We start from the raw sequence: 18,082 nt of genomic DNA, 5'->3' as shown, positions 1-18,082 counted from the left end.
GCCTTACACCTCATTTCTTCATTTATTTAAATATAAATTATTCTTCTTCACTTAACCATTCATCTTTTAATTCTTGTAAGTAACCACTTTCTTCAGCATCTGCTAAAACCTGGTTTACTTCATCAACTAATTCGCTTCCTTTTGGAAATGCAACTGCCATTCCTGGTGAACTTGTTGTTGGATCATCAAACCCTGCTAAATCTTGTTCTTCCATATAACCAGTCGCTACCGCTTTATCCATATAAGCAACATCAATTCTATTAGACAGTAATTCTTGTATTAGTACTGACCCATTATCAACAGCTTTTATTTCAAAATCATAATCTTCTTGAAGTTTTTTAGCGCCTTCTTGTTGAATTGTTCCAAGTTGAACACCAACAGTTTTTCCTTCAATGTCTTCTAATGATGCTATTTCTGAACCTTCGAGTGTTAAAAACATTTCACCTGAATGATTGTATGCTGTTGAGAAATCAACGTTTTCAGCACGATCTTCAGTCGCCGACATACCAGCTAACACCATATCAACACGGTCATTTTGTAACGCTCCTACAAGACCATCAAACTTCATATCGGTAATTTTTAATTCATAACCAAGTTCATCTGCAATATGCTGTGCAAGGTCGATGTCAAAGCCAACAATATCCCCTTCTTCATTACGTGATTCGAATGGTGCAAAATCGGCTGAAGTAGCCATCTCAAGTACTTCTTCTTTCTCCTCATTACTACATCCTACTAATACGAAAGAAAATAAACCTATAAGTACTGCCATTAAAAAGAATTGTTTTTTCATTTTTTCCTCTTCCCTTCTCTATCAATCATTTATAATTAATGTATATTTATTCAATATAATGAATTTTAACAAATAATTATGCATTTGGGAAGAGGGAATTTAAAATAATTTTCACTTAATTTTTTGTTGATTCAAAAATTCCTGTTTAATTGTTTCAAACTTATCTTTTTCTTGTATGACATCATATCCAGTCATCGCTAACGCTAATGCACCACGAGCAATTACTGTGTGCCCCTTTTCAGTAATGGTTTTATTAGCAAATTCAGTTGTATGTGCAATTAAGTCTGGTTGATCTAAACCGATGTATGGATGAATAGCGGGAACTACTTGACTGACATTGCCCATATCAATTGAACCGTAAGACGCATTCGCAGGGTGAACTTTTGTTTCACCTGCAGCGTATAAATTTTCAGTAAACAAATCTGATAATGCTTCATTTGTATGCATATCATCATAGCTTAACTCATAATTACTCATTTCAAGTGTTGCGCCAGTCATTGCCGCTGCACCATGAGCTATATTTTTCACTTTCTTCACCACTTCATTTAAATATGAACGATCTTTTGCTCGCACATAAAATTGCGCTGTCGCTTTATCTGGAACAACATTCGCAGCAACGCCACCTTCAGTAATTACACCATGTATTCGGACATCAGATCTAACGTGTTGCCTGAGAGCATTGATAGCATTAAATAGTTGAATTACACTATCTAAAGCGTTAATTCCCTCTTCTGGTGATGCTGCAGCGTGACTCGTTTTGCCCTGGTATGTAAATTGAATCGCATCCATTGCTAACGATTCACCACTTTTTGCAGAAACACCACTAGGATGGACCATCATCGCAACATCAATGTCATTAAAAATTCCCGCCTCTGCCATCGGCACCTTTGCTCCGTTCGTTTCCTCTGCCGGAGTCCCTAGGACAACCACCTTTCCACCTGTATGATCTAGGACTTTACTCAATGTTACACCTGCACCTACACCCATCGTCGCAATCATATTATGTCCACAACCATGCCCCACACCTGGAAGCGCATCGTATTCCGCTAAAAATGCAACAGTAGGACCAGGCTTCCCACTATCAAAAACAGCTCTAAAGGCTGTTTCTCGTTCGACTATACCTGTTTGCACTACAAAATCATTTGAATGCAAAAATTCGACTAATAACTTCATGGAGTTATATTCTTCATTTCCTAACTCAGGATGATGATATAAGTGATCGCTCATATCCCATAACTTTTCTTGAATAGCTTGTATGTGTGTTTGTAATTGATTTTTCAAATTATTCTTCCTCTCTTCTTTTCAACGTATGTTTTTACGATATAGTGAATAAATATAAATGATGAATGCATTTTTATCAAGTGATCTACTTATTTGTTGTTCATGTTTAAACTTTACGTTTAAGCTTTTTTGGCGTTTTATAATTTCTTTCAAATAACTTGCCACATGTTAATGCATGATGATCTAATAAGTGTGTCATATCTCCGACGTTATTATCACGCATTGCTTGCACTAATAACTCAATAACTGCACGAGAATCTGCCAATGCATGGTGATGATCTAACATAATCCCTTTTAAATCAGCTAATGTATTCAGTTTATAGTTAGGTAGCCCTGGCCACACCAATTTAGATAACATTACCGAACAGAGGTAATCGAAACTCGGATAAGGTAAGCGAGTTCTATCTAACGATGCACGCAAAACACTCATATCAAAACTAGCGTTATGTGCAACTACAAGTTGATTATGAAGATATCCTTGCATTGTCGGCCACACTTCTTCAAATGTTGGAGCGGTAATCACATCTTGCTCCGTAATACCGTGTACATATATATTTTGACTTTCGAATCTAGTTTGAGGATTTATTAAACTATAGAATTCATCTATAATTCCATTTTCATTTCCAACTACGATACCAACTGCACATGCGCTATCACGATAACGATTTGCAGTCTCAAAATCAATTGCAACAAAATTCATTCTTATTTCCTCCTAGCTTAGTTGTATCTATTATTCTATCAAATGAGCGCTAGTTTTTATATTAAAAGCATTGCTGTATATCGGACGAGATGTCCACAAAAACACTAAAGACCGACTCAATTTTGAGTCGGTCCTCTTTCAGTAGACTAATTAATCTTGCAAATCAACATTGTGATACACTTGGCGAACATCTTCTAAATCATCCAGCACATCAATCAATTTTTCTAATTGCTCTTGGTCTTCACCTGAAAGAACGACATCATTTTGTGCCAGCATCGTTAATTCTGCAACCTTAAATTCCGTAATACCCTCTTGTTTCAATACTTCTTGTACTGCATGAAACTGATCTGGTTCAGCATAAATAATAACAACATTATCCTCTTCCAATATATCACGAACATCAACATCCGCTTCCATTAATAATTCTAGGGTATCATCGGCTGATTTCCCTTCAAAACCAATAACAGCTGTAGCATCGAACATATAAGCAACAGAGCCATTCACACCCATGTTACCACCATTTTTATTGAAAGCAGCTCTTACATCTGCAGCTGTTCTATTCACATTGTTTGTTAGTGTATCAACAATTAACATCGATCCATTCGGGCCGAATCCTTCATAACGCAATTCATCATAGTTTTCTTCTAGTCCACCCTTTGCTTTTTCAATAGCACGATCAATAATATGTTTTGGTACGTTATACGTTTTTGCACGCTCTAACACAAATTTTAAAGATTGATTAAGTTCTGGATCTGGTTCACCTTGACGAGCTGCCACATATATTTCTCGTCCGAATTTTGCATAAATACGACTTGTGTTTGCATCTTTAGAAGCTTTCTTCTCTTTAATATTATTCCACTTTCGTCCCATTAGGATCCTCTCACTTTCCACTTGCTCTTTTTTATGTAAAAATTAAATTACAGGCGTTAAACACATTATACCGCAAATCCGCTATTTGTTAAGCCTTCTAAGAGGATTAACTTTTCTAATTAGTATCACGGTTAAATCACCAACAAAAAAACCAGCCATAATAGACTGGTTTTACTAACCTAATGAAAATCCTGTTTAATGAAAATCTCTTCTACTCTCATTCTGGCGTGAACATGCTACATATACTACAGTTGATAGCAATGCAAGCAACCCTACAATCAAAGTGTTCTTCATGAACAGATTCCCTCCTTCAAATGATGAAAAAAATCAGTTTTCTGACTAAATGATTAAAACGGTCTGAACTTGCCTTTTTTCAACACTAAACGTGGACCACCTAGCATGAACAAGTATCGATCATCAATAACATGCTTCATCATTTTTGCTGATAAGCCATACAATTTCTTCCCATCAAAAATTGTACCCATTGCATGACGCCCACCTAAAGATGCAACGGTTCCTTTATTATCAAAAACAAATTCCTTTAATGGCTCATCTTTCATTAGCGCTTTTATATTTTCCGCACAGATATCAGCTTCTTGAATGGCAATTTGGGCAGTTGGTGGGTATGGTCGGCCTGTTTCTTGATTCATAACCCATGCACAATCACCTAAAATAAAGACATCCTCATAACCTGGTGCACGTAATGTTCCATCAACATTCACTTTCCCTTTGGTTAATTCAAAACCGGATTCGCCTAAAACAGCGTTAGCTTGTACACCACCAGTCCATACAATCGTTTCAGCTTTTATTTCTTCATTATCGTCGCCAACAATCACACTGTCCTTTGTACATTCTTTGATCATTGTACCAATTTTAAATTCTACACCGCGATCTTCTAAAGAACGACGGGCATATGTAACCAACGCCTCATCAAAACCTGGTAAAATTGTCGGTGCTGCTTCAATATTTACAATTCGAACTTCACTTAGGTCAACATCATACTCCTTGCACAATTGTGGAAGCTTCTCTGCAAGTTCTCCAACAAATTCAATCCCAGTAAAACCGCTTCCTCCTACAACGAAAGTTAATAAACCTTCTTTATCTTTTTCACCATTGCGATAGCGGGAGAATTGATATTCAATGTGTTCTCGGATATAGCGGCTTTTATCAAAACTTTGAATAGATAAAGCATGTTCTGCCATTCCTGGAATACCGAAAGTTGCTTTCTCAAATCCTAAACCAACAACAAGATAATCGTAATCAAGCTCCCCATTTTGTAGCGTGACTTTCTTTTGATCTGGGTTAATTTTTTCAACTGTTTCCTCTACAAGAGTAACTCGAAGCGGATCAATCACATCAGAAATCATGATACGGGATTGATTTTGATCAATCGTTCCTGCGGCTACTTCATGTAACCATGTTGTTTGATAATGATAGTTATGTTTGTTAACTAATATAATCTCTGCTTCTTCAATTGATAATTGTTGCATCAGACGTTTTGTTGTCATCATGCCAGCATAACCGGCACCTAAGAGAACAATTTTTGGTTTACGCATTTACATCCAACCCCTTTGTTTTAATAGAATAATGATGTGTCGTAATCCTTCTCATTATTTGTCTAGAGTTAATTCTCTATACAAAAGGTACACATCAACACTTCTCCCATTCCCCAATAGGTTAAGCAATTCTATTTATATTTTAACAAAAAAGATCGAATAGCTCTAACCAAACACATTATAAGTATTTTACTTCTATTTCTTAGGATAACCACTGCTGTCATCAGTTGGGATAATACAACTATCGCCTGCGCAACTTTTTTTCAGTTCACATGCTGCACACTTACCTTCTTTACTTCTTCTAATCAATCGGACTAATGTCCAGATTGCATAACTAAAGATAAGTACGCCGATTACATAATTAACAAACATATCTATCCTACCCTTCCTGTTTAACGTCCGTGTTAAATTCATCTAATAGCCAAGTAATTTGCCTACTTGATAAATGACAAACACTAATACATAGGCGCTAACAAATCCATATACTATCGATAAGAATGTCCATTTACGTGAGTGTGTTTCTTTTCTTACGGCAGCTACTGTTGCTAGACAAGGAATATATAATAAGATAAAAGCCATAAATCCATACGCAATAAGAGGCGTAAATTGATCAGATAGAAAGCTTTGCAATTCCATTTCAGGTACAAAATAAATAATACTCATGGTTGAAACAACAATCTCTTTTGCTAAAACTCCGGTTAATAACGCAGCAGATGCTTGCCATGTACCAAAACCTAATGGCTCAAAAATTGGAGCAATCACGCCACCTATCATCGCTAAATAACTTTCATCCATCTCGACAGCTAAACCACTTGGACCTGCGTAAGATAAAAACCAAATCAAAACGGAACCACCAAAAATATAAGTGCCTGCCTTACGAATAAAACCTTTCCCTTTTTCCCAGGTTGCGCGCCATAATGTACGCCACTGTGGCAAACGGTATGGAGGTAATTCCATGATAAATAACGACTTTTGCTCTTTAAATGTTGTAGATGATAAAAACTTTGCTAAAATAAGTGCTACTACAATACCTAACACATATAAGGAAAGCACAACTAATGCTTGATTTGAGGCAAAAAAAGCCCCAGCAAACAATGCGTATACTGGCAAACGAGCCGAACAGGACATAAATGGTGTCATCATCATGGTCACTAAGCGATCCTTTGGTTGTTCAATGCTCCGTGCCGCCATTACCCCTGGAACATTGCAGCCAAAACCGATTATTAATGGGATAAATGATTTCCCGTTTAATCCAATTGTCTGCATTAGTCTATCCATTACAATCGTTACACGTGCCATATACCCTGAATCTTCTAATAAAGATAAACAGAAAAACAGCACAAATATCTGTGGTACAAATACAAGTACCCCCCCAACACCTGCAACAATTCCATCAAGGATTAAAGATTGAATAAAGGTGCTAGCACCTATTAGCTCTAAAGTATTTTCCAAAACAAACGTAATCGGTCCTGCAATAAAAGCATCTAGTAAATCTGATAACGGAAAACCTAGCCAGTCAAAGGTAAGCATAAACATCACATACATTAGTAATAAAAAGATAGGAATGCCTAAAAATTTGTTTGTTACAATACTATCAATTTTTTCAGTCCAATTATTTGTTCGAGAGGTATTTACTACTACACTGTTTTGTACTAGCTTTTCAATATAACTTTCTCGGGTATCATGTATGTGTTGTGTTAATGAAGCAACTCTTTGCTCTTTTTTCAGTTTTTGTTCTGCTTTCTCTCGAATGTTTTCAAAAACATCAAAGTTCTCTTCGGAATCAAGCAACTTTTCTACATGCTGATTTCCGTCTAAAAATTGAAGCGCAATCCATCGTTTTGAAACTTTAATAGGCAATGGAGCTAATTCCTCTTCCATTTCTTGAATTGCACGCTCAATAATAGTTCCATAATATAGTGATAAGACATCATTAGTAGTTGATTTGCTTTTTTTAAGTTGTTGATTTAATTGATCGATTCCTTGCTCTGTTCTAGCTATAATAGGAACAACTGGGACACCCAGTGTCTCTTGCAATCTAGCTGAATCAATAACAGCACCACGCTTTTTGGCGACATCAATCATATTTAATCCTACTATTAGATTCTTTCCGCGTTCTAATAATTGAATAGTGACATGAAGGTTGCGTTTTAATTGAGAAGCATCCACAATATTAACGAAAGAAGCGCAATCTTCTTGGATAAGGAAATCTGTTACAACTGCCTCATCCGCAGAAATTGGATTAACCGAATAAATGCCAGGTAGGTCAATCAATGTGCCTTGTTGATTTCGGAGGTATCCCACTTTCTTTTCAACCGTTACACCACTCCAATTACCAACATATTGATAAGATCCAGTCAATGCATTAAAAAGACATGTTTTTCCGGTATTAGGATTACCAATTAGAGCAATTTGCTGTGCTGTCATTTCTTCTGCACCTCAATCAATCGTGCCTCATCGAGACGAAGACTTATGCACTGACCACTTGATTCAAGCATACATGGCCCACCAAATGGAAGCTTTCTTATAAGACATACTTCACAGTCTTGCTTTATTCCTAGTTGACGTAAACGTTTCTGAATTACTATATGTACTTTAGAAAAATCAGTAACTCTGGCAATATCATTATTTGATAACTCAGATAACAACATCTATTCTCCTCCTCATCAATAGCGATAATCATTCTCACTACAGTCTAAAAAAATAAAAGGATGTCTGTAACATTGAAAAAAATAAAATTCAATTGAAAACCATTCTCATTGATAGAAGTATAGCAAATACCTACTTGATATTATGTGACTTATATCACAATTATTACAATAAAGTTAAACTTTTCTTAGTGTGAGTTAGTTTTAATGAATAACAGCTATCTCCTATCTAAAAAAGCTAATTCATGTGTTTTTATTACGTGAGTACATCTAAGCTCACTTGATCAATAACACTGTAATTACCACACAAAAATACTTGAGGCAATTAGATATCCTCAAGTATTTTGTGTTAAATATAGCTAAAATTCACACTTTGGTAGTAATAGGATACTTAAGTTCTGATGGAAAATAATTATCATTTCCATTCATTTTTATAAAAAATACATCGTCTCCATTAAACAGTTCACTCTGTGCATTAATTCCTTTATAGTCAGGAGTGAAGTGGAAGACAATTTTATTTGTATCACTATTAGTAATCTTCGATAAAACATTAACAATGTTAACTTCTTTATTACTAACAATGTCATAAATATCTACTTGCTTATCTTCTTGCTCAAAAATTACAATTGCGCTTTCTTCTTCTATGTAATAAATATTACTTTCAAATACATATATACAATAGAACATTAGAAGATCTTGTGTATTTATTGTTCCAAACAGATTGGAAACAGGCAATCTTTCAGTAGCAATTTTATAGATTAAATTAATATCATCCATATTGTTTCCATCAAGTTTACGAATACCTGTTTTATCTGAATGAGTTGATAAATATGGCATTGAAAATTGATACTCATTAAATGAGTCAAAACCGAATTTAGGATAGAAATCTAGAACATTTTGATTAGCAAATAAATATATAAAATCATAATTCCCTTCATATTCCTCTAATACCGTATTCATTAAACTTGTTGAAAGTCCTTTATTTCGATAGTTTGGATGTGTCATTACTGTACCAATCTGTATTGCACTTTTATTCTTTCCATCAATAACAAAATCTAATAAATTAACGGACACATTTGCTATCACTTTATCCCCATCAATGTATGAATAAGGGACGTAGCGGTTATTCCAAAATCCTTTTTGATACCAATCTTCAAAATTAATACCGAAAACTTCGGTCGCAAGTTCATTGAAACTTTTCCTTAACTTTTCATCATTCTTATAATTTTTTATAAAAGTCAAACTCAACTTGTCCACACCCTCGCTTGGTTTATAATCATACGATTGTTGAACCGCCAACCCGTCTTGCCATTCGAAAGAGAAGAACGTTCCTTGTTGAAGGAAGCAAACATTTTTCGCCTCGCCTTTTAGCTTTTTTGGAACGTGTTCTACGCACGAGTAGTTGTTTTTTGTGCAATATTTGTATTAACTCAAAACCTCCTTAACTAAGTTTTAATAAGTCGATTTTATCATAAAATATTACAGTAATGTTTAATTTTGAAAAAAAGAAAAGGAAACAAATTTTTGTTCTAACGGCATCGAAATAATTATTACTACTTTTCTAATAATCCTACTAGTTCTAATCCATGAACAATGCCATCCTGATCAACATCTTTAGTTATATACTTCGAAACTGCTTTTACTTCTTCTTTCGCATTCCCCATCGCCACACTATGGGTTACGGTTGAAAGCATCTCCAAGTCATTAAGCCCATCACCAAATGCGTATTGATTGTCTTCAGAAATACCTATGGCTTTCATTGCTTGCTTAATCCCATTAGCCTTTGAACCACCTTTTGGCACTACATCAACTGATACTGGATGCCACCTAACAAAATCAAATAAAGGAAATTTTTCTTGATAAAACTTCTCTTCTCCTTCTGTACAAAAAAATAAAGATTGATAAATTTCACGGTCCTTATAATAATTGGGATCATGCGTTGGAAACTGTTTTATTTTAAGAGTAGCAATACTCTCAGAAATAAATTCATGTGAAGGGACATTTGTCTTCATATCCTTATCATCCATATAAACTATTGGGTGATCTTTACTAAGACCAACCGCCGTTAATTCTTCTAATGCTTCTAAGTTTAATGGGTTTGTATAAACAATCTCCCCCTCTACCACAACAAATTGACCGTTGTAACTCACGTACGTATCAATCCCTAACTCTTCTCTCAGATCTTCATACATAAAAGGAGCACGGCCGGTTGCAATCGCAACTATATGACCATCTAATTTTAACTTCTTAATAGCCTTTTTCGTTGATGTAGGTAAATTCTTATCATGATCTAACAATGTCCCATCTATATCAAAAAAAATCACACTTTTTCCACTCATTATTGCATCCCTCTTTCATTCTTTACCTTATATAAATAAGCAGCTTTTCGTACACACATATTTCTATACTACTACCTTACACCGTTTGGCGTTCAATTAATTGAACATTTACTCTTTTCTGTGAAACTTTTTCTCGAGTAATTGCTTGCAAGAACAAATTCTCCCCCATTTCACTTAACGGAATCTCCATTGTTGTTATTCCCATATACTTTGCAATTGGTTGGTTATCAAACCCAATTATCGCTAAATCCTTAGGAACCTGTAAGCCTAGATTGTGACAGCATGTTACAATGCCCGCCGCTACCTGATCACTTGTCACAATTAATGCAGCTGGAGGTTTTTTCATCTGTTTCAATTGCTGCACAACTCTTTCACCATCTTCAAAATTTAAATAACCATCAAAAATGTAGTTTTGATCAAAGGGGATTTGTTTTTCTTTAAGAAAATCATGATAGGCTCTTTCACGCTGTTGACTACTAACGCCATTTTTACGATTAATACAATACCCAATCGATTGATAACCATTCGTGTACAGATGATTTAAAGCTTGATAAAATGCCTGATAATGATCAATGTAAGTAGAAGATACTTGCTCCGTTATGTTCTTTTCTGCTAATACAATTGGACCATAAATAACGTATTCTTCTATCACTTCCCATTCACTAACCCTTGAACAAATAATTAATCCATCAATTTGTTTTTGCTCTAACATGATAAATGCTTCTTTTTCTTTATCTTTTTGGTAATTTGTTTGAATCAACACTAACTTATAATTGTGCTCTAACGCTGCGTTAGCAATTCCTTTTAACAATGTACCGAAATATGGATGGTCAGAATAAGGTAATACCACCCCAATTAAAAAAGTCTTGCCCTTACTTAGGTTAACGGCATTCCTATTTATATGGTAATTGGTTTTCTTCACAGCATCGAGTACTGCTTCTCGCTTCTCTTCACTTACATAAGGGTGCTTATTAAGCACGCGAGAAACGGTGGTAACAGAGACGTTTGCCAACTTAGCTACATCTTTAATATTAGTCATAATATCACCTTTTCGTATTACATTACATTTTCAAACATAAAATTCGGATCTTCATCACTACAACAATACGATATGAAACGCGTTTCATGTCAAACAAAAAATCACTCTACGAACATCTTTTTTTAATTATCCTCACTTTTGGGCAACCTACACCAAAGGAGGTGGTCAAATGGGACAAAATCATCAATTTAATCCAGGTCAGAAAGCGCCAAACAACGGAATTTATGTAGAAATTGGTGAGACGGGTAGTATGGTAACAGATCCAAAGTCAGTTAAATTAACAGCTGGAGATACTTTCCCTGAGACATCAAATCAGGACCGAAAATGGATGCCAAAACGTAAACCTTAATATCGAAAATTACAGACACCTCCCTTCCTTCTTAACACGATTATAGAAGTGAAAGGAGGTGTTTTTCATGGCTGTTACAGAAACAATTGATTCACGGCTGCAATTATTGTTCGAAAGTGGTTACGATGAGGTTAATGGTAAAACCTTGATTACAACAAAATCTTTTAATAATGTTAAAACAGATGCCACTTCAGAACAACTACTTGCAATCGCAGATGCACTAGTGCCATTACAAACGTTGCCTTTACACATGATCAAACGTAATGACACAGAACTTATTACTGCCTAGTAGTTAATCACGGATTACTTAGAAAGGAGGTTAAATTATGAAAACACTTGAATTAAAGTTTGGAAACGAAGAAGACAAAACGGTTACTGTTTCATTAGATGAACCAATAGAACCTGCAGATCCTCAAGCAGTGGCTGCTGCAATGGATAGTATTATAGCACAACAAGCTTTTTACTCGTCTGGTGGAGAGCTTGTAAGTAAAAAAAGTGCTCGTATTGTTGAGCGTAATGTTTTGGAAATCGAAATCTAATGGAAACCTGGGGGCAGATTGTTGCTCCCTTTTTTTATAGCTTACTATGAAAGGAGACATTTTTATGGAGGACACATGGATCTCCCTACTAACTGATGTTGGGTTTCCCGTTGCAGTGACGTTTTACTTGTTACATCGCATCGAAGGAAAATTGAACACATTAATTGAGTCGATCCTATCCCTACCAGCAAAAATAAAGTAAGAAACAAAAGGCTATCTACGAGCATTTTTCAAAGATAGTCTTTTTTATTTTGTTTTTTCTAAAAGGTGTTGTTTATGACACAATTTCTATACACTCCGTCGTAAGCTTCTAATGCGCTACGTCAGCAAATGGATTCCCTTTCCGTGGGCTCAGTCTCAGCTAACTTGGTAAAGAAAAACACTTCACCAAGTGGATCTTCGACTTGAGCTGTTCCCACAGGAGTGTCATCCATTTGCTTCCTACGCTAGTTAGAAGACCTAATGCTTTTGTGCTGTAATGTATTAATATATTTTAGACCTATCTAGCGGATCAAATGAAATTGGCGACACTCCTGCAGGAACAGCGCGAGCCGAAAATCCATTTTTAGAAGGGCTCTTCTTCTAAAAATTAGTTGAGGCCGTGCCTGCGGAAAGGTAGCCAATTTCATTTGAGGAGCGTGTTAGTAATAGTAACTTACGTAACCAGTTATTGCGCAATTAATATCAACTCGAATAGTTACAAGCAACAATCTTTACGAAAAGAGAATTTTTAATTCATCACTATCTGTTGCTCATCTCTGTTAACATAGCTATAATTATGGAAATACCATGCAGGGGGTTGGTGACAAGATTATGCCTATTAAAGTACCTAAACAATTACCAGCACGGTCCATTTTAGAGAAAGAAAATATCTTTTTAATGGATACAGAACGTGCAACAACACAAGATATAAGGCCATTAAATATTCTAATTTTAAATCTAATGCCGGAAAAGGAAAAAACAGAAACACAATTGTTACGTTTACTTAGTAATTCGCCATTACAAGTCCATGTTGATTTCATCCATACTGCAAGTTATCAATCCAAAAATGTAACCGAGTCACATTTAGAACAATTTTATAGAACATTTGGAGATGTTAAGAATAATCGATATGATGGCATGATTATTACTGGCGCACCAATTGAGCACTTAGCATTTGAAGAAGTTGTATATTGGAATGAAATTACAGAAATTATGGATTGGTCAAAGGACCACGTAACATCTGTTTTACACATATGTTGGGGTGCACAAGCCGCGCTTTACCACCATTATGGCATTGAAAAGGAAACGCGTCCTCATAAACTAAGTGGGATTTTTAATCATGAGTTAATTGTACCTACCGCTAAACTAGTTAGAGGAATTAATGATGAGTTTCTTGCACCACATTCAAGAAATACAGATATAGCTTACGATTCGATAAAAGATAATGAGAATTTAATTGCACTAGATAAATCGGATGATGCTGGTCCTTTCTTGATTTTATCAAAAGACGAAAAACATATTATGATCACAGGTCATATTGAATATGATGCAATTACACTTGCAGAAGAATATCAACGAGATAAGAACAAAGGGTTAGATATCCACATGCCTACGGGTTATTTCCCAGAAAATAACCCAAATAAAGCACCGTTAAATCGTTGGCGATCACAAGCATATCTCATCTTCTCCAACTGGCTTAATTATTATGTTTATCAAGAAACACCTTTTAAATGGGATTAATGTCTTGCTATACAAACTCGATCAACAAAATCATCAAGCTAAGTAGCTTGGTGGTTTTTGTTGTTAATCCTATAATCAAGGAATAATAGATGCACCACCTATCTTTTGCTAATTTTTAAACATCCTCAATATATTAAACTTATTTGTACATAAAAAGTTCATAATATCCCCTCTTAATGTTCATGATTTCACATTGCTATATTTGGATTTACTCATTACAATTAAATTAGCAATAAATTTGATAGAAATATAGATGTATTTAGGGGGAGAAGAAATGAATATTTTAAAAAAGATCAGTGTTACCACTCTATTAATCCTAGTTTTAGCTGCGTGTGGCGCAGGAGATGAGCCAGCAGAAGGTGATGCACCAAAAACAGTCGAACTATCGATTGGGTTAATGCCTGCTGTCGACTCTGCACCAATTTTTTTAGCAGATAAAGAAGGGTATTTTGAAGAATTAGGTTTAAATTTAGAAACAACAATTTATACAAATGCGAATAACCGCCAAAGCGCTTTACAAACTAATGAAATAGATGGCACCATGACAGATTTAATTGCATTTTTAAACAATCAGCATAATGGTTTTGAAACAAAAATTGTTACGAGCACTGATGGGAGTTTTGCATTTTTAGTGGGAGAAAATTTTGATCCTGAAGGTACACAGCAACAGTTAGGCCTAATGGAAGTAAGTGTATCCAACTACTTAGCTGACCATTATATTACTCCTGACTATGATTTAGAAAAAGTCTATATTGCTGAGATTCCAGCTCGTTTAGAAATGCTTAAATCAGGAAATCTAGACATGGGGTTTTTTCCAGAACCGATTGCTTCAATGGGAGAATTATCAGGATTAACTAAACTTACATCTGTAACGGATGACGATGGGTTCACTCCTGAAGCAATGGTCTTCACACCAGAAGCATTAGAAGAAAAAAGTGTCGCAATTGAACGTTTTATCAAAGGATATAATCAAGCTATCGAAGCGATCAATGAAGATGAATCTTTAGCAAGAGATATATTAATAGAAGTTATCGATTTAAATCCCGCAAGTAAAGAATTAATCACACTACCAACTTATCACAAAGCTCGTGTACCAAGTGAAGATTACATGAATAAAGTAATTGACTGGGTAGAAAGTATTCAGGATATTGATATTGATTTAGACTACTCTGAAATGATTACGGAAGCGTATCTTGAGTCATGATTGAAATCAATGATCTTGTTATGAAGTATAGTGATAATATAATTCTAAATAAGATTAATCTGCAAATCGATGCCCATGAGACTTGTGCCATTATTGGCCCTTCCGGATGCGGTAAGAGTACTCTATTATACGGACTAGCAGGTATTGTAAAGCCTGCTAGTGGTTCGATAACAATCGATAATAGTATTGTAGTAGGGAATCGAAAAGAAACAGGGGTTATTCTTCAAACATACGGGTTAATGCCTTGGAAAACTGTTTGGGAAAATGCGAGTTTAGGATTATCAATTCGCGGTGTTAAAAAAAATAGCATTGAAGAAAAAATAAGTATCATTCTTAAGCAACTTCATATATATGACCTACGTGATCAATATCCAGTTCAATTAAGTGGTGGGCAACGCCAACGTGTTGCAATTGCTCGTGCACTGTCAATTGAACCTGATTTATTATTAATGGATGAACCCTTTTCTTCTCTCGACGCAATTGCTCGTGAAGAACTTCAGAACGTAGTTGTTGACCTTTATAACCAAAAGGCGATGACAACCATTATTGTGACACATAGCATTGAAGAAGCCGTATTCTTAGGTCAAAAAATTATTATCATGGATCCAACTACTGGAAACATAAAAAAAACGCTAGACAACCACCATTTTGGTGACCATGCTTTTCGAAATACAACTGATTTTCATAAAACGTGTGTCGAAGTAAGGAAACTAATGGAAGTGACTAGCACATGATTAAATCTATTTTATTAAATTACAAAACAGTCTATGCAACGATATTCGTCATTCTTTGCTGGTACTTATTTCACGTAATCATTCAATCAAATATAATACCAAATCCATTTGAAACAATTCTCGTATTCTTTCAACTGTTACAAGATGATCTATTATTACATGTCGGCGTTAGTTTCCTACGTATTGCAGTATCTGTTCTTGTTGCTGTTATATTGGGCGGATCACTTGGATTATTTTTAGGTTTACATGAAAAGTATGATCTATATTTCGGGCCAGTTATTTACTTACTATACCCGTTACCAAAGATTGCATTTTTACCAGTCTTTATGATTTTATTTGGACTTGGAAACACATCAAAGATAGCCTTAATTACCATTATTATTTTGTTTCAAATTCTTGTCACAACACGTGATAGTGTAAAAGGGTTGAGTAAGGAATTATTCTATTCAATTTCTTCTTTAGGTGCAAATAAACGACAAGTCTATCAACATCTCGTTCTTCCTGCTGTCATGCCTAAGCTATTGACTGCACTTCGAATTAGTGTCGGGACAAGTATTTCAGTCTTATTTTTCGCTGAAAATTACGCAACTACCTATGGTATTGGCTACTTCATAATGGATAGCTGGATCAGAGTTGATTATGTAGAAATGTTTGCTGGTATTATTGCAATTAGTTTACTTGGTTTACTCGTATTTAAAGCGATTGATTTACTTGAAGCCAAGTTATGTAAATGGGCTTTACTAGAAAAAGGTGAAAATACAAATTTTTAGTATGAAGAATTTTGTAATGCATCTAACAAAATAAAGAACGTATATTTTAGATCACTCTAAGATATACGTTCTTTTTGCGGCTATTGAAAATTAGACTATGGATTTGATTCGCTGATAACTATTTAACTGACTATCTAGTTGTTGACTTCTTTTTATCGTATGAGGGTGATTTAACCCTTTCACATCTGCAGCATTTATCATTTTTTTTCGCAATAACCTGATTTTTCTCTCTATCTTATTAATTGTTATTTCTTGAATCGTCATTATTATCCTCCTGAAACTGTATATAACCTAACAAAAAATAGCATACAACATTCAAGAAAAGTAGTGAAGTGTTTCGACAAAACTTTTAACTTTTCGTCAATACTTTTAATAGATTTCGTCATATTTGCAATATTTAATGCATATTATCCGTTGAATTTTAGCGCATTTTCTGGAAAATAAAGTATTTTTTAACTTATCATTATAATTAAGTATAATAAACGTCCAAATCAAGATGATTTGGACGTTTACTATCTTTTTTATTCAATTTATTAAATTTTGTTCTCTTATACCCACCACATATCAGCTGGTGGTTCTTCAATATTCACACTATTCAAGTTTGTCACTGCTTTTTTGAATCCTTCATCAATCGACATGATCGGATCCTCATGTTCAATACTTATTACATGATCATACCCATAAGTTCTTAGTGCACTAACAATATTTGACCATTCCTGTACACTATGTCCATAACCTACAGAACGGAAACTCCATGCTCTTGTTTTGACTTCCGAATACAGCTGCATATCTGTTAAACCGTACATATTGACATTTTCTTGATCGATATACGTATCTTTAGCATGAAAATGGTGAATTGCATTTTCCTTACCAAGAATTTTAATTGCAGCGACTGGATCAATTCCTTGCCACCATAAATGGCTCGGATCTAAATTAGCACCAATTGCATCATTTGTTGCTTCACGTAACTTTAACATTGTGTAAGGTGTATGAACCAAGAAACCAGCATGTAGCTCTAAGCCAATCTTCACGTTATGGTTTTTAGCGAACTCACCTTGTTCTTTCCAATATGGTATTAGCTTTTCTTCCCATTGCCATGTAAGAATATCACTATACTCATTTGGCCATGGTGTCACTGGCCAATTCGGATATTTCGCACCTTCATGATCACCTGGTGTACCTGAGAAAGTATTGACTACCGGAACACCCATCATTTCAGCTAATTTTATTGTTTTTACAAGTGTTTCGTGTGATTCTCTTGCAAAATTTACATCAGGTGATATCGGGTTTCCATGACAACTAAAAGCACTGATTGTCAAGCCACGTTCATGTACTTTGTTTAAGTATTCCTGACGCTTTTCTTCACTTTCTAATAGTCCATCTAAATCACAATGTGCGTTTCCTGGATAACCACCTGTTCCAACCTCAATCGCTTTAACTCCAGCATCCTTTACATAACTTAGCATTTCTTCGAATGATTTGTCTGAAAATAGTACTGTAAACACACCTAGTTTCATTTATTTCCCCTCCATTAAAGATTA

General features: G+C 35.0%; 21 protein-coding genes. 8 read left to right on the top strand and 13 right to left on the bottom strand.

The genetic code is table 11. The annotated features are described in order from the left end of the window. Window positions 1-37: 37 nt before the first annotated feature. From D2K40_RS02945 to D2K40_RS02895, 11 genes are all read right to left on the bottom strand, one after another. Window positions 38-769, bottom strand: coding sequence for an ABC transporter substrate-binding protein (locus tag D2K40_RS02945; RefSeq protein ID WP_420816043.1), 732 nt, complete (start codon window positions 767-769; stop codon window positions 38-40). Window positions 770-901: 132 nt separating this feature from the next. Next, window positions 902-2,071 (bottom strand): M20 family metallopeptidase, encoded by a 1,170-nt coding sequence (locus tag D2K40_RS02940; protein WP_117152828.1) that lies wholly within the window; start codon window positions 2,069-2,071, stop codon window positions 902-904. Window positions 2,072-2,177: 106 nt separating this feature from the next. After that, a complete protein-coding gene (locus D2K40_RS02935) occupies window positions 2,178-2,771 on the bottom strand; it encodes a 3'-5' exonuclease (RefSeq protein ID WP_117152827.1) in 594 nt (197 codons plus the stop codon). A 150-nt stretch (window positions 2,772-2,921) separates the two neighbouring features. Continuing rightward, complete coding sequence (locus D2K40_RS02930) at window positions 2,922-3,641, bottom strand: YebC/PmpR family DNA-binding transcriptional regulator (RefSeq protein ID WP_117152825.1); 720 nt, start codon at window positions 3,639-3,641, stop codon at window positions 2,922-2,924. 347 nt (window positions 3,642-3,988) lie between these two features. Then, window positions 3,989-5,197 (bottom strand): NAD(P)/FAD-dependent oxidoreductase, encoded by a 1,209-nt coding sequence (locus tag D2K40_RS02925; RefSeq protein ID WP_117152823.1) that lies wholly within the window; start codon window positions 5,195-5,197, stop codon window positions 3,989-3,991. A 195-nt stretch (window positions 5,198-5,392) separates the two neighbouring features. Then, complete coding sequence (locus tag D2K40_RS02920; protein ID WP_117152821.1) at window positions 5,393-5,569, bottom strand: FeoB-associated Cys-rich membrane protein; 177 nt, start codon at window positions 5,567-5,569, stop codon at window positions 5,393-5,395. 42 nt (window positions 5,570-5,611) lie between these two features. Beyond that, a complete protein-coding gene (gene feoB, locus D2K40_RS02915; RefSeq protein ID WP_117152819.1) occupies window positions 5,612-7,624 on the bottom strand; it encodes a ferrous iron transport protein B in 2,013 nt (670 codons plus the stop codon). Further along, window positions 7,621-7,848, bottom strand: a complete 228-nt coding sequence (locus D2K40_RS02910; RefSeq protein WP_117152817.1) for a FeoA family protein — start codon at window positions 7,846-7,848, stop codon at window positions 7,621-7,623. Before D2K40_RS02910 ends, feoB begins: the two co-directional genes overlap by 4 nt. A gap of 363 nt (window positions 7,849-8,211) precedes the next feature. After that, the gene (locus tag D2K40_RS02905; protein WP_476704038.1) at window positions 8,212-9,102 is read right to left on the bottom strand and encodes a GNAT family N-acetyltransferase; all 891 of its coding nucleotides are present in this window, start codon (window positions 9,100-9,102) and stop codon (window positions 8,212-8,214) included. Window positions 9,103-9,398: 296 nt separating this feature from the next. Continuing rightward, window positions 9,399-10,184 carry a Cof-type HAD-IIB family hydrolase gene (locus tag D2K40_RS02900; RefSeq protein WP_117152813.1) on the bottom strand — a complete coding sequence of 262 codons (786 nt, stop codon included), beginning with the start codon at window positions 10,182-10,184 and terminating at the stop codon, window positions 9,399-9,401. A gap of 76 nt (window positions 10,185-10,260) precedes the next feature. Next, complete coding sequence (locus tag D2K40_RS02895) at window positions 10,261-11,223, bottom strand: LacI family DNA-binding transcriptional regulator (RefSeq protein WP_117152811.1); 963 nt, start codon at window positions 11,221-11,223, stop codon at window positions 10,261-10,263. A 169-nt stretch (window positions 11,224-11,392) separates the two neighbouring features. Here D2K40_RS02895 and D2K40_RS02890 point away from each other — a divergent pair, with 169 nt between their 5' ends. The 8 genes from D2K40_RS02890 (at window position 11,393) to D2K40_RS02855 (ending at window position 16,541) form a co-directional block, all read left to right on the top strand. Beyond that, a complete protein-coding gene (locus tag D2K40_RS02890; protein ID WP_117152809.1) occupies window positions 11,393-11,572 on the top strand; it encodes a YjzC family protein in 180 nt (59 codons plus the stop codon). 67 nt (window positions 11,573-11,639) lie between these two features. Then, window positions 11,640-11,861, top strand: coding sequence for a DUF1659 domain-containing protein (locus tag D2K40_RS02885; RefSeq protein WP_117152807.1), 222 nt, complete (start codon window positions 11,640-11,642; stop codon window positions 11,859-11,861). 37 nt (window positions 11,862-11,898) lie between these two features. After that, the gene (locus D2K40_RS02880; RefSeq protein ID WP_117152805.1) at window positions 11,899-12,111 is read left to right on the top strand and encodes a DUF2922 domain-containing protein; all 213 of its coding nucleotides are present in this window, start codon (window positions 11,899-11,901) and stop codon (window positions 12,109-12,111) included. A gap of 64 nt (window positions 12,112-12,175) precedes the next feature. Beyond that, window positions 12,176-12,313 (top strand): YvrJ family protein, encoded by a 138-nt coding sequence (locus tag D2K40_RS02875; RefSeq protein ID WP_117152803.1) that lies wholly within the window; start codon window positions 12,176-12,178, stop codon window positions 12,311-12,313. A gap of 611 nt (window positions 12,314-12,924) precedes the next feature. Beyond that, window positions 12,925-13,833: a homoserine O-acetyltransferase MetA gene (gene metA, locus D2K40_RS02870; RefSeq protein ID WP_117152801.1), complete on the top strand. Its 909-nt coding sequence runs from the start codon at window positions 12,925-12,927 to the stop codon at window positions 13,831-13,833. A 274-nt stretch (window positions 13,834-14,107) separates the two neighbouring features. Next, window positions 14,108-15,037, top strand: coding sequence for an ABC transporter substrate-binding protein (locus D2K40_RS02865; protein ID WP_162879121.1), 930 nt, complete (start codon window positions 14,108-14,110; stop codon window positions 15,035-15,037). Then, complete coding sequence (locus D2K40_RS02860; protein ID WP_117152797.1) at window positions 15,034-15,771, top strand: ABC transporter ATP-binding protein; 738 nt, start codon at window positions 15,034-15,036, stop codon at window positions 15,769-15,771. Before D2K40_RS02865 ends, D2K40_RS02860 begins: the two co-directional genes overlap by 4 nt. Next, window positions 15,768-16,541 carry an ABC transporter permease gene (locus D2K40_RS02855; protein ID WP_117152795.1) on the top strand — a complete coding sequence of 258 codons (774 nt, stop codon included), beginning with the start codon at window positions 15,768-15,770 and terminating at the stop codon, window positions 16,539-16,541. The genes D2K40_RS02860 and D2K40_RS02855 overlap by 4 nt, the downstream gene beginning before the upstream one ends. A 90-nt stretch (window positions 16,542-16,631) precedes the next feature. Here the strand turns inward: D2K40_RS02855 and D2K40_RS02850 are convergent, their stop codons facing one another. After that, window positions 16,632-16,805, bottom strand: coding sequence for an aspartyl-phosphate phosphatase Spo0E family protein (locus D2K40_RS02850; RefSeq protein WP_229666580.1), 174 nt, complete (start codon window positions 16,803-16,805; stop codon window positions 16,632-16,634). Window positions 16,806-17,089: 284 nt separating this feature from the next. Continuing rightward, window positions 17,090-18,058: a sugar phosphate isomerase/epimerase family protein gene (locus tag D2K40_RS02845; RefSeq protein ID WP_117152793.1), complete on the bottom strand. Its 969-nt coding sequence runs from the start codon at window positions 18,056-18,058 to the stop codon at window positions 17,090-17,092. Window positions 18,059-18,082: the final 24 nt, after the last annotated feature.

The organism is Paraliobacillus quinghaiensis (assembly GCF_003426025.1).
Taxonomy (GTDB): domain Bacteria; phylum Bacillota; class Bacilli; order Bacillales; family Amphibacillaceae; genus Paraliobacillus_A; species Paraliobacillus_A quinghaiensis.
This window is presented reverse-complemented; position numbering and strand designations above follow the sequence as displayed.

Coding starts and splice junctions, on each gene's coding strand:
- D2K40_RS02880 (WP_117152805.1), top strand. CDS start 11,899: ATGAAAACACTTGAATTAAAGTTTGGAAACGAAGAAGACAAAACGGTT.
- D2K40_RS02895 (WP_117152811.1), bottom strand. CDS start 11,223: ATGACTAATATTAAAGATGTAGCTAAGTTGGCAAACGTCTCTGTTACC.
- D2K40_RS02865 (WP_162879121.1), top strand. CDS start 14,108: ATGAATATTTTAAAAAAGATCAGTGTTACCACTCTATTAATCCTAGTT.
- D2K40_RS02925 (WP_117152823.1), bottom strand. CDS start 5,197: ATGCGTAAACCAAAAATTGTTCTCTTAGGTGCCGGTTATGCTGGCATG.
- D2K40_RS02935 (WP_117152827.1), bottom strand. CDS start 2,771: ATGAATTTTGTTGCAATTGATTTTGAGACTGCAAATCGTTATCGTGAT.
- D2K40_RS02850 (WP_229666580.1), bottom strand. CDS start 16,805: ATGACGATTCAAGAAATAACAATTAATAAGATAGAGAGAAAAATCAGG.
- D2K40_RS02885 (WP_117152807.1), top strand. CDS start 11,640: ATGGCTGTTACAGAAACAATTGATTCACGGCTGCAATTATTGTTCGAA.
- D2K40_RS02900 (WP_117152813.1), bottom strand. CDS start 10,184: ATGAGTGGAAAAAGTGTGATTTTTTTTGATATAGATGGGACATTGTTA.
- D2K40_RS02875 (WP_117152803.1), top strand. CDS start 12,176: ATGGAGGACACATGGATCTCCCTACTAACTGATGTTGGGTTTCCCGTT.
- D2K40_RS02945 (WP_420816043.1), bottom strand. CDS start 769: ATGGCAGTACTTATAGGTTTATTTTCTTTCGTATTAGTAGGATGTAGT.
- feoB (WP_117152819.1), bottom strand. CDS start 7,624: ATGACAGCACAGCAAATTGCTCTAATTGGTAATCCTAATACCGGAAAA.
- metA (WP_117152801.1), top strand. CDS start 12,925: ATGCCTATTAAAGTACCTAAACAATTACCAGCACGGTCCATTTTAGAG.
- D2K40_RS02920 (WP_117152821.1), bottom strand. CDS start 5,569: ATGTTTGTTAATTATGTAATCGGCGTACTTATCTTTAGTTATGCAATC.
- D2K40_RS02845 (WP_117152793.1), bottom strand. CDS start 18,058: ATGAAACTAGGTGTGTTTACAGTACTATTTTCAGACAAATCATTCGAA.
- D2K40_RS02855 (WP_117152795.1), top strand. CDS start 15,768: ATGATTAAATCTATTTTATTAAATTACAAAACAGTCTATGCAACGATA.
- D2K40_RS02860 (WP_117152797.1), top strand. CDS start 15,034: ATGATTGAAATCAATGATCTTGTTATGAAGTATAGTGATAATATAATT.
- D2K40_RS02930 (WP_117152825.1), bottom strand. CDS start 3,641: ATGGGACGAAAGTGGAATAATATTAAAGAGAAGAAAGCTTCTAAAGAT.
- D2K40_RS02910 (WP_117152817.1), bottom strand. CDS start 7,848: ATGTTGTTATCTGAGTTATCAAATAATGATATTGCCAGAGTTACTGAT.
- D2K40_RS02890 (WP_117152809.1), top strand. CDS start 11,393: ATGGGACAAAATCATCAATTTAATCCAGGTCAGAAAGCGCCAAACAAC.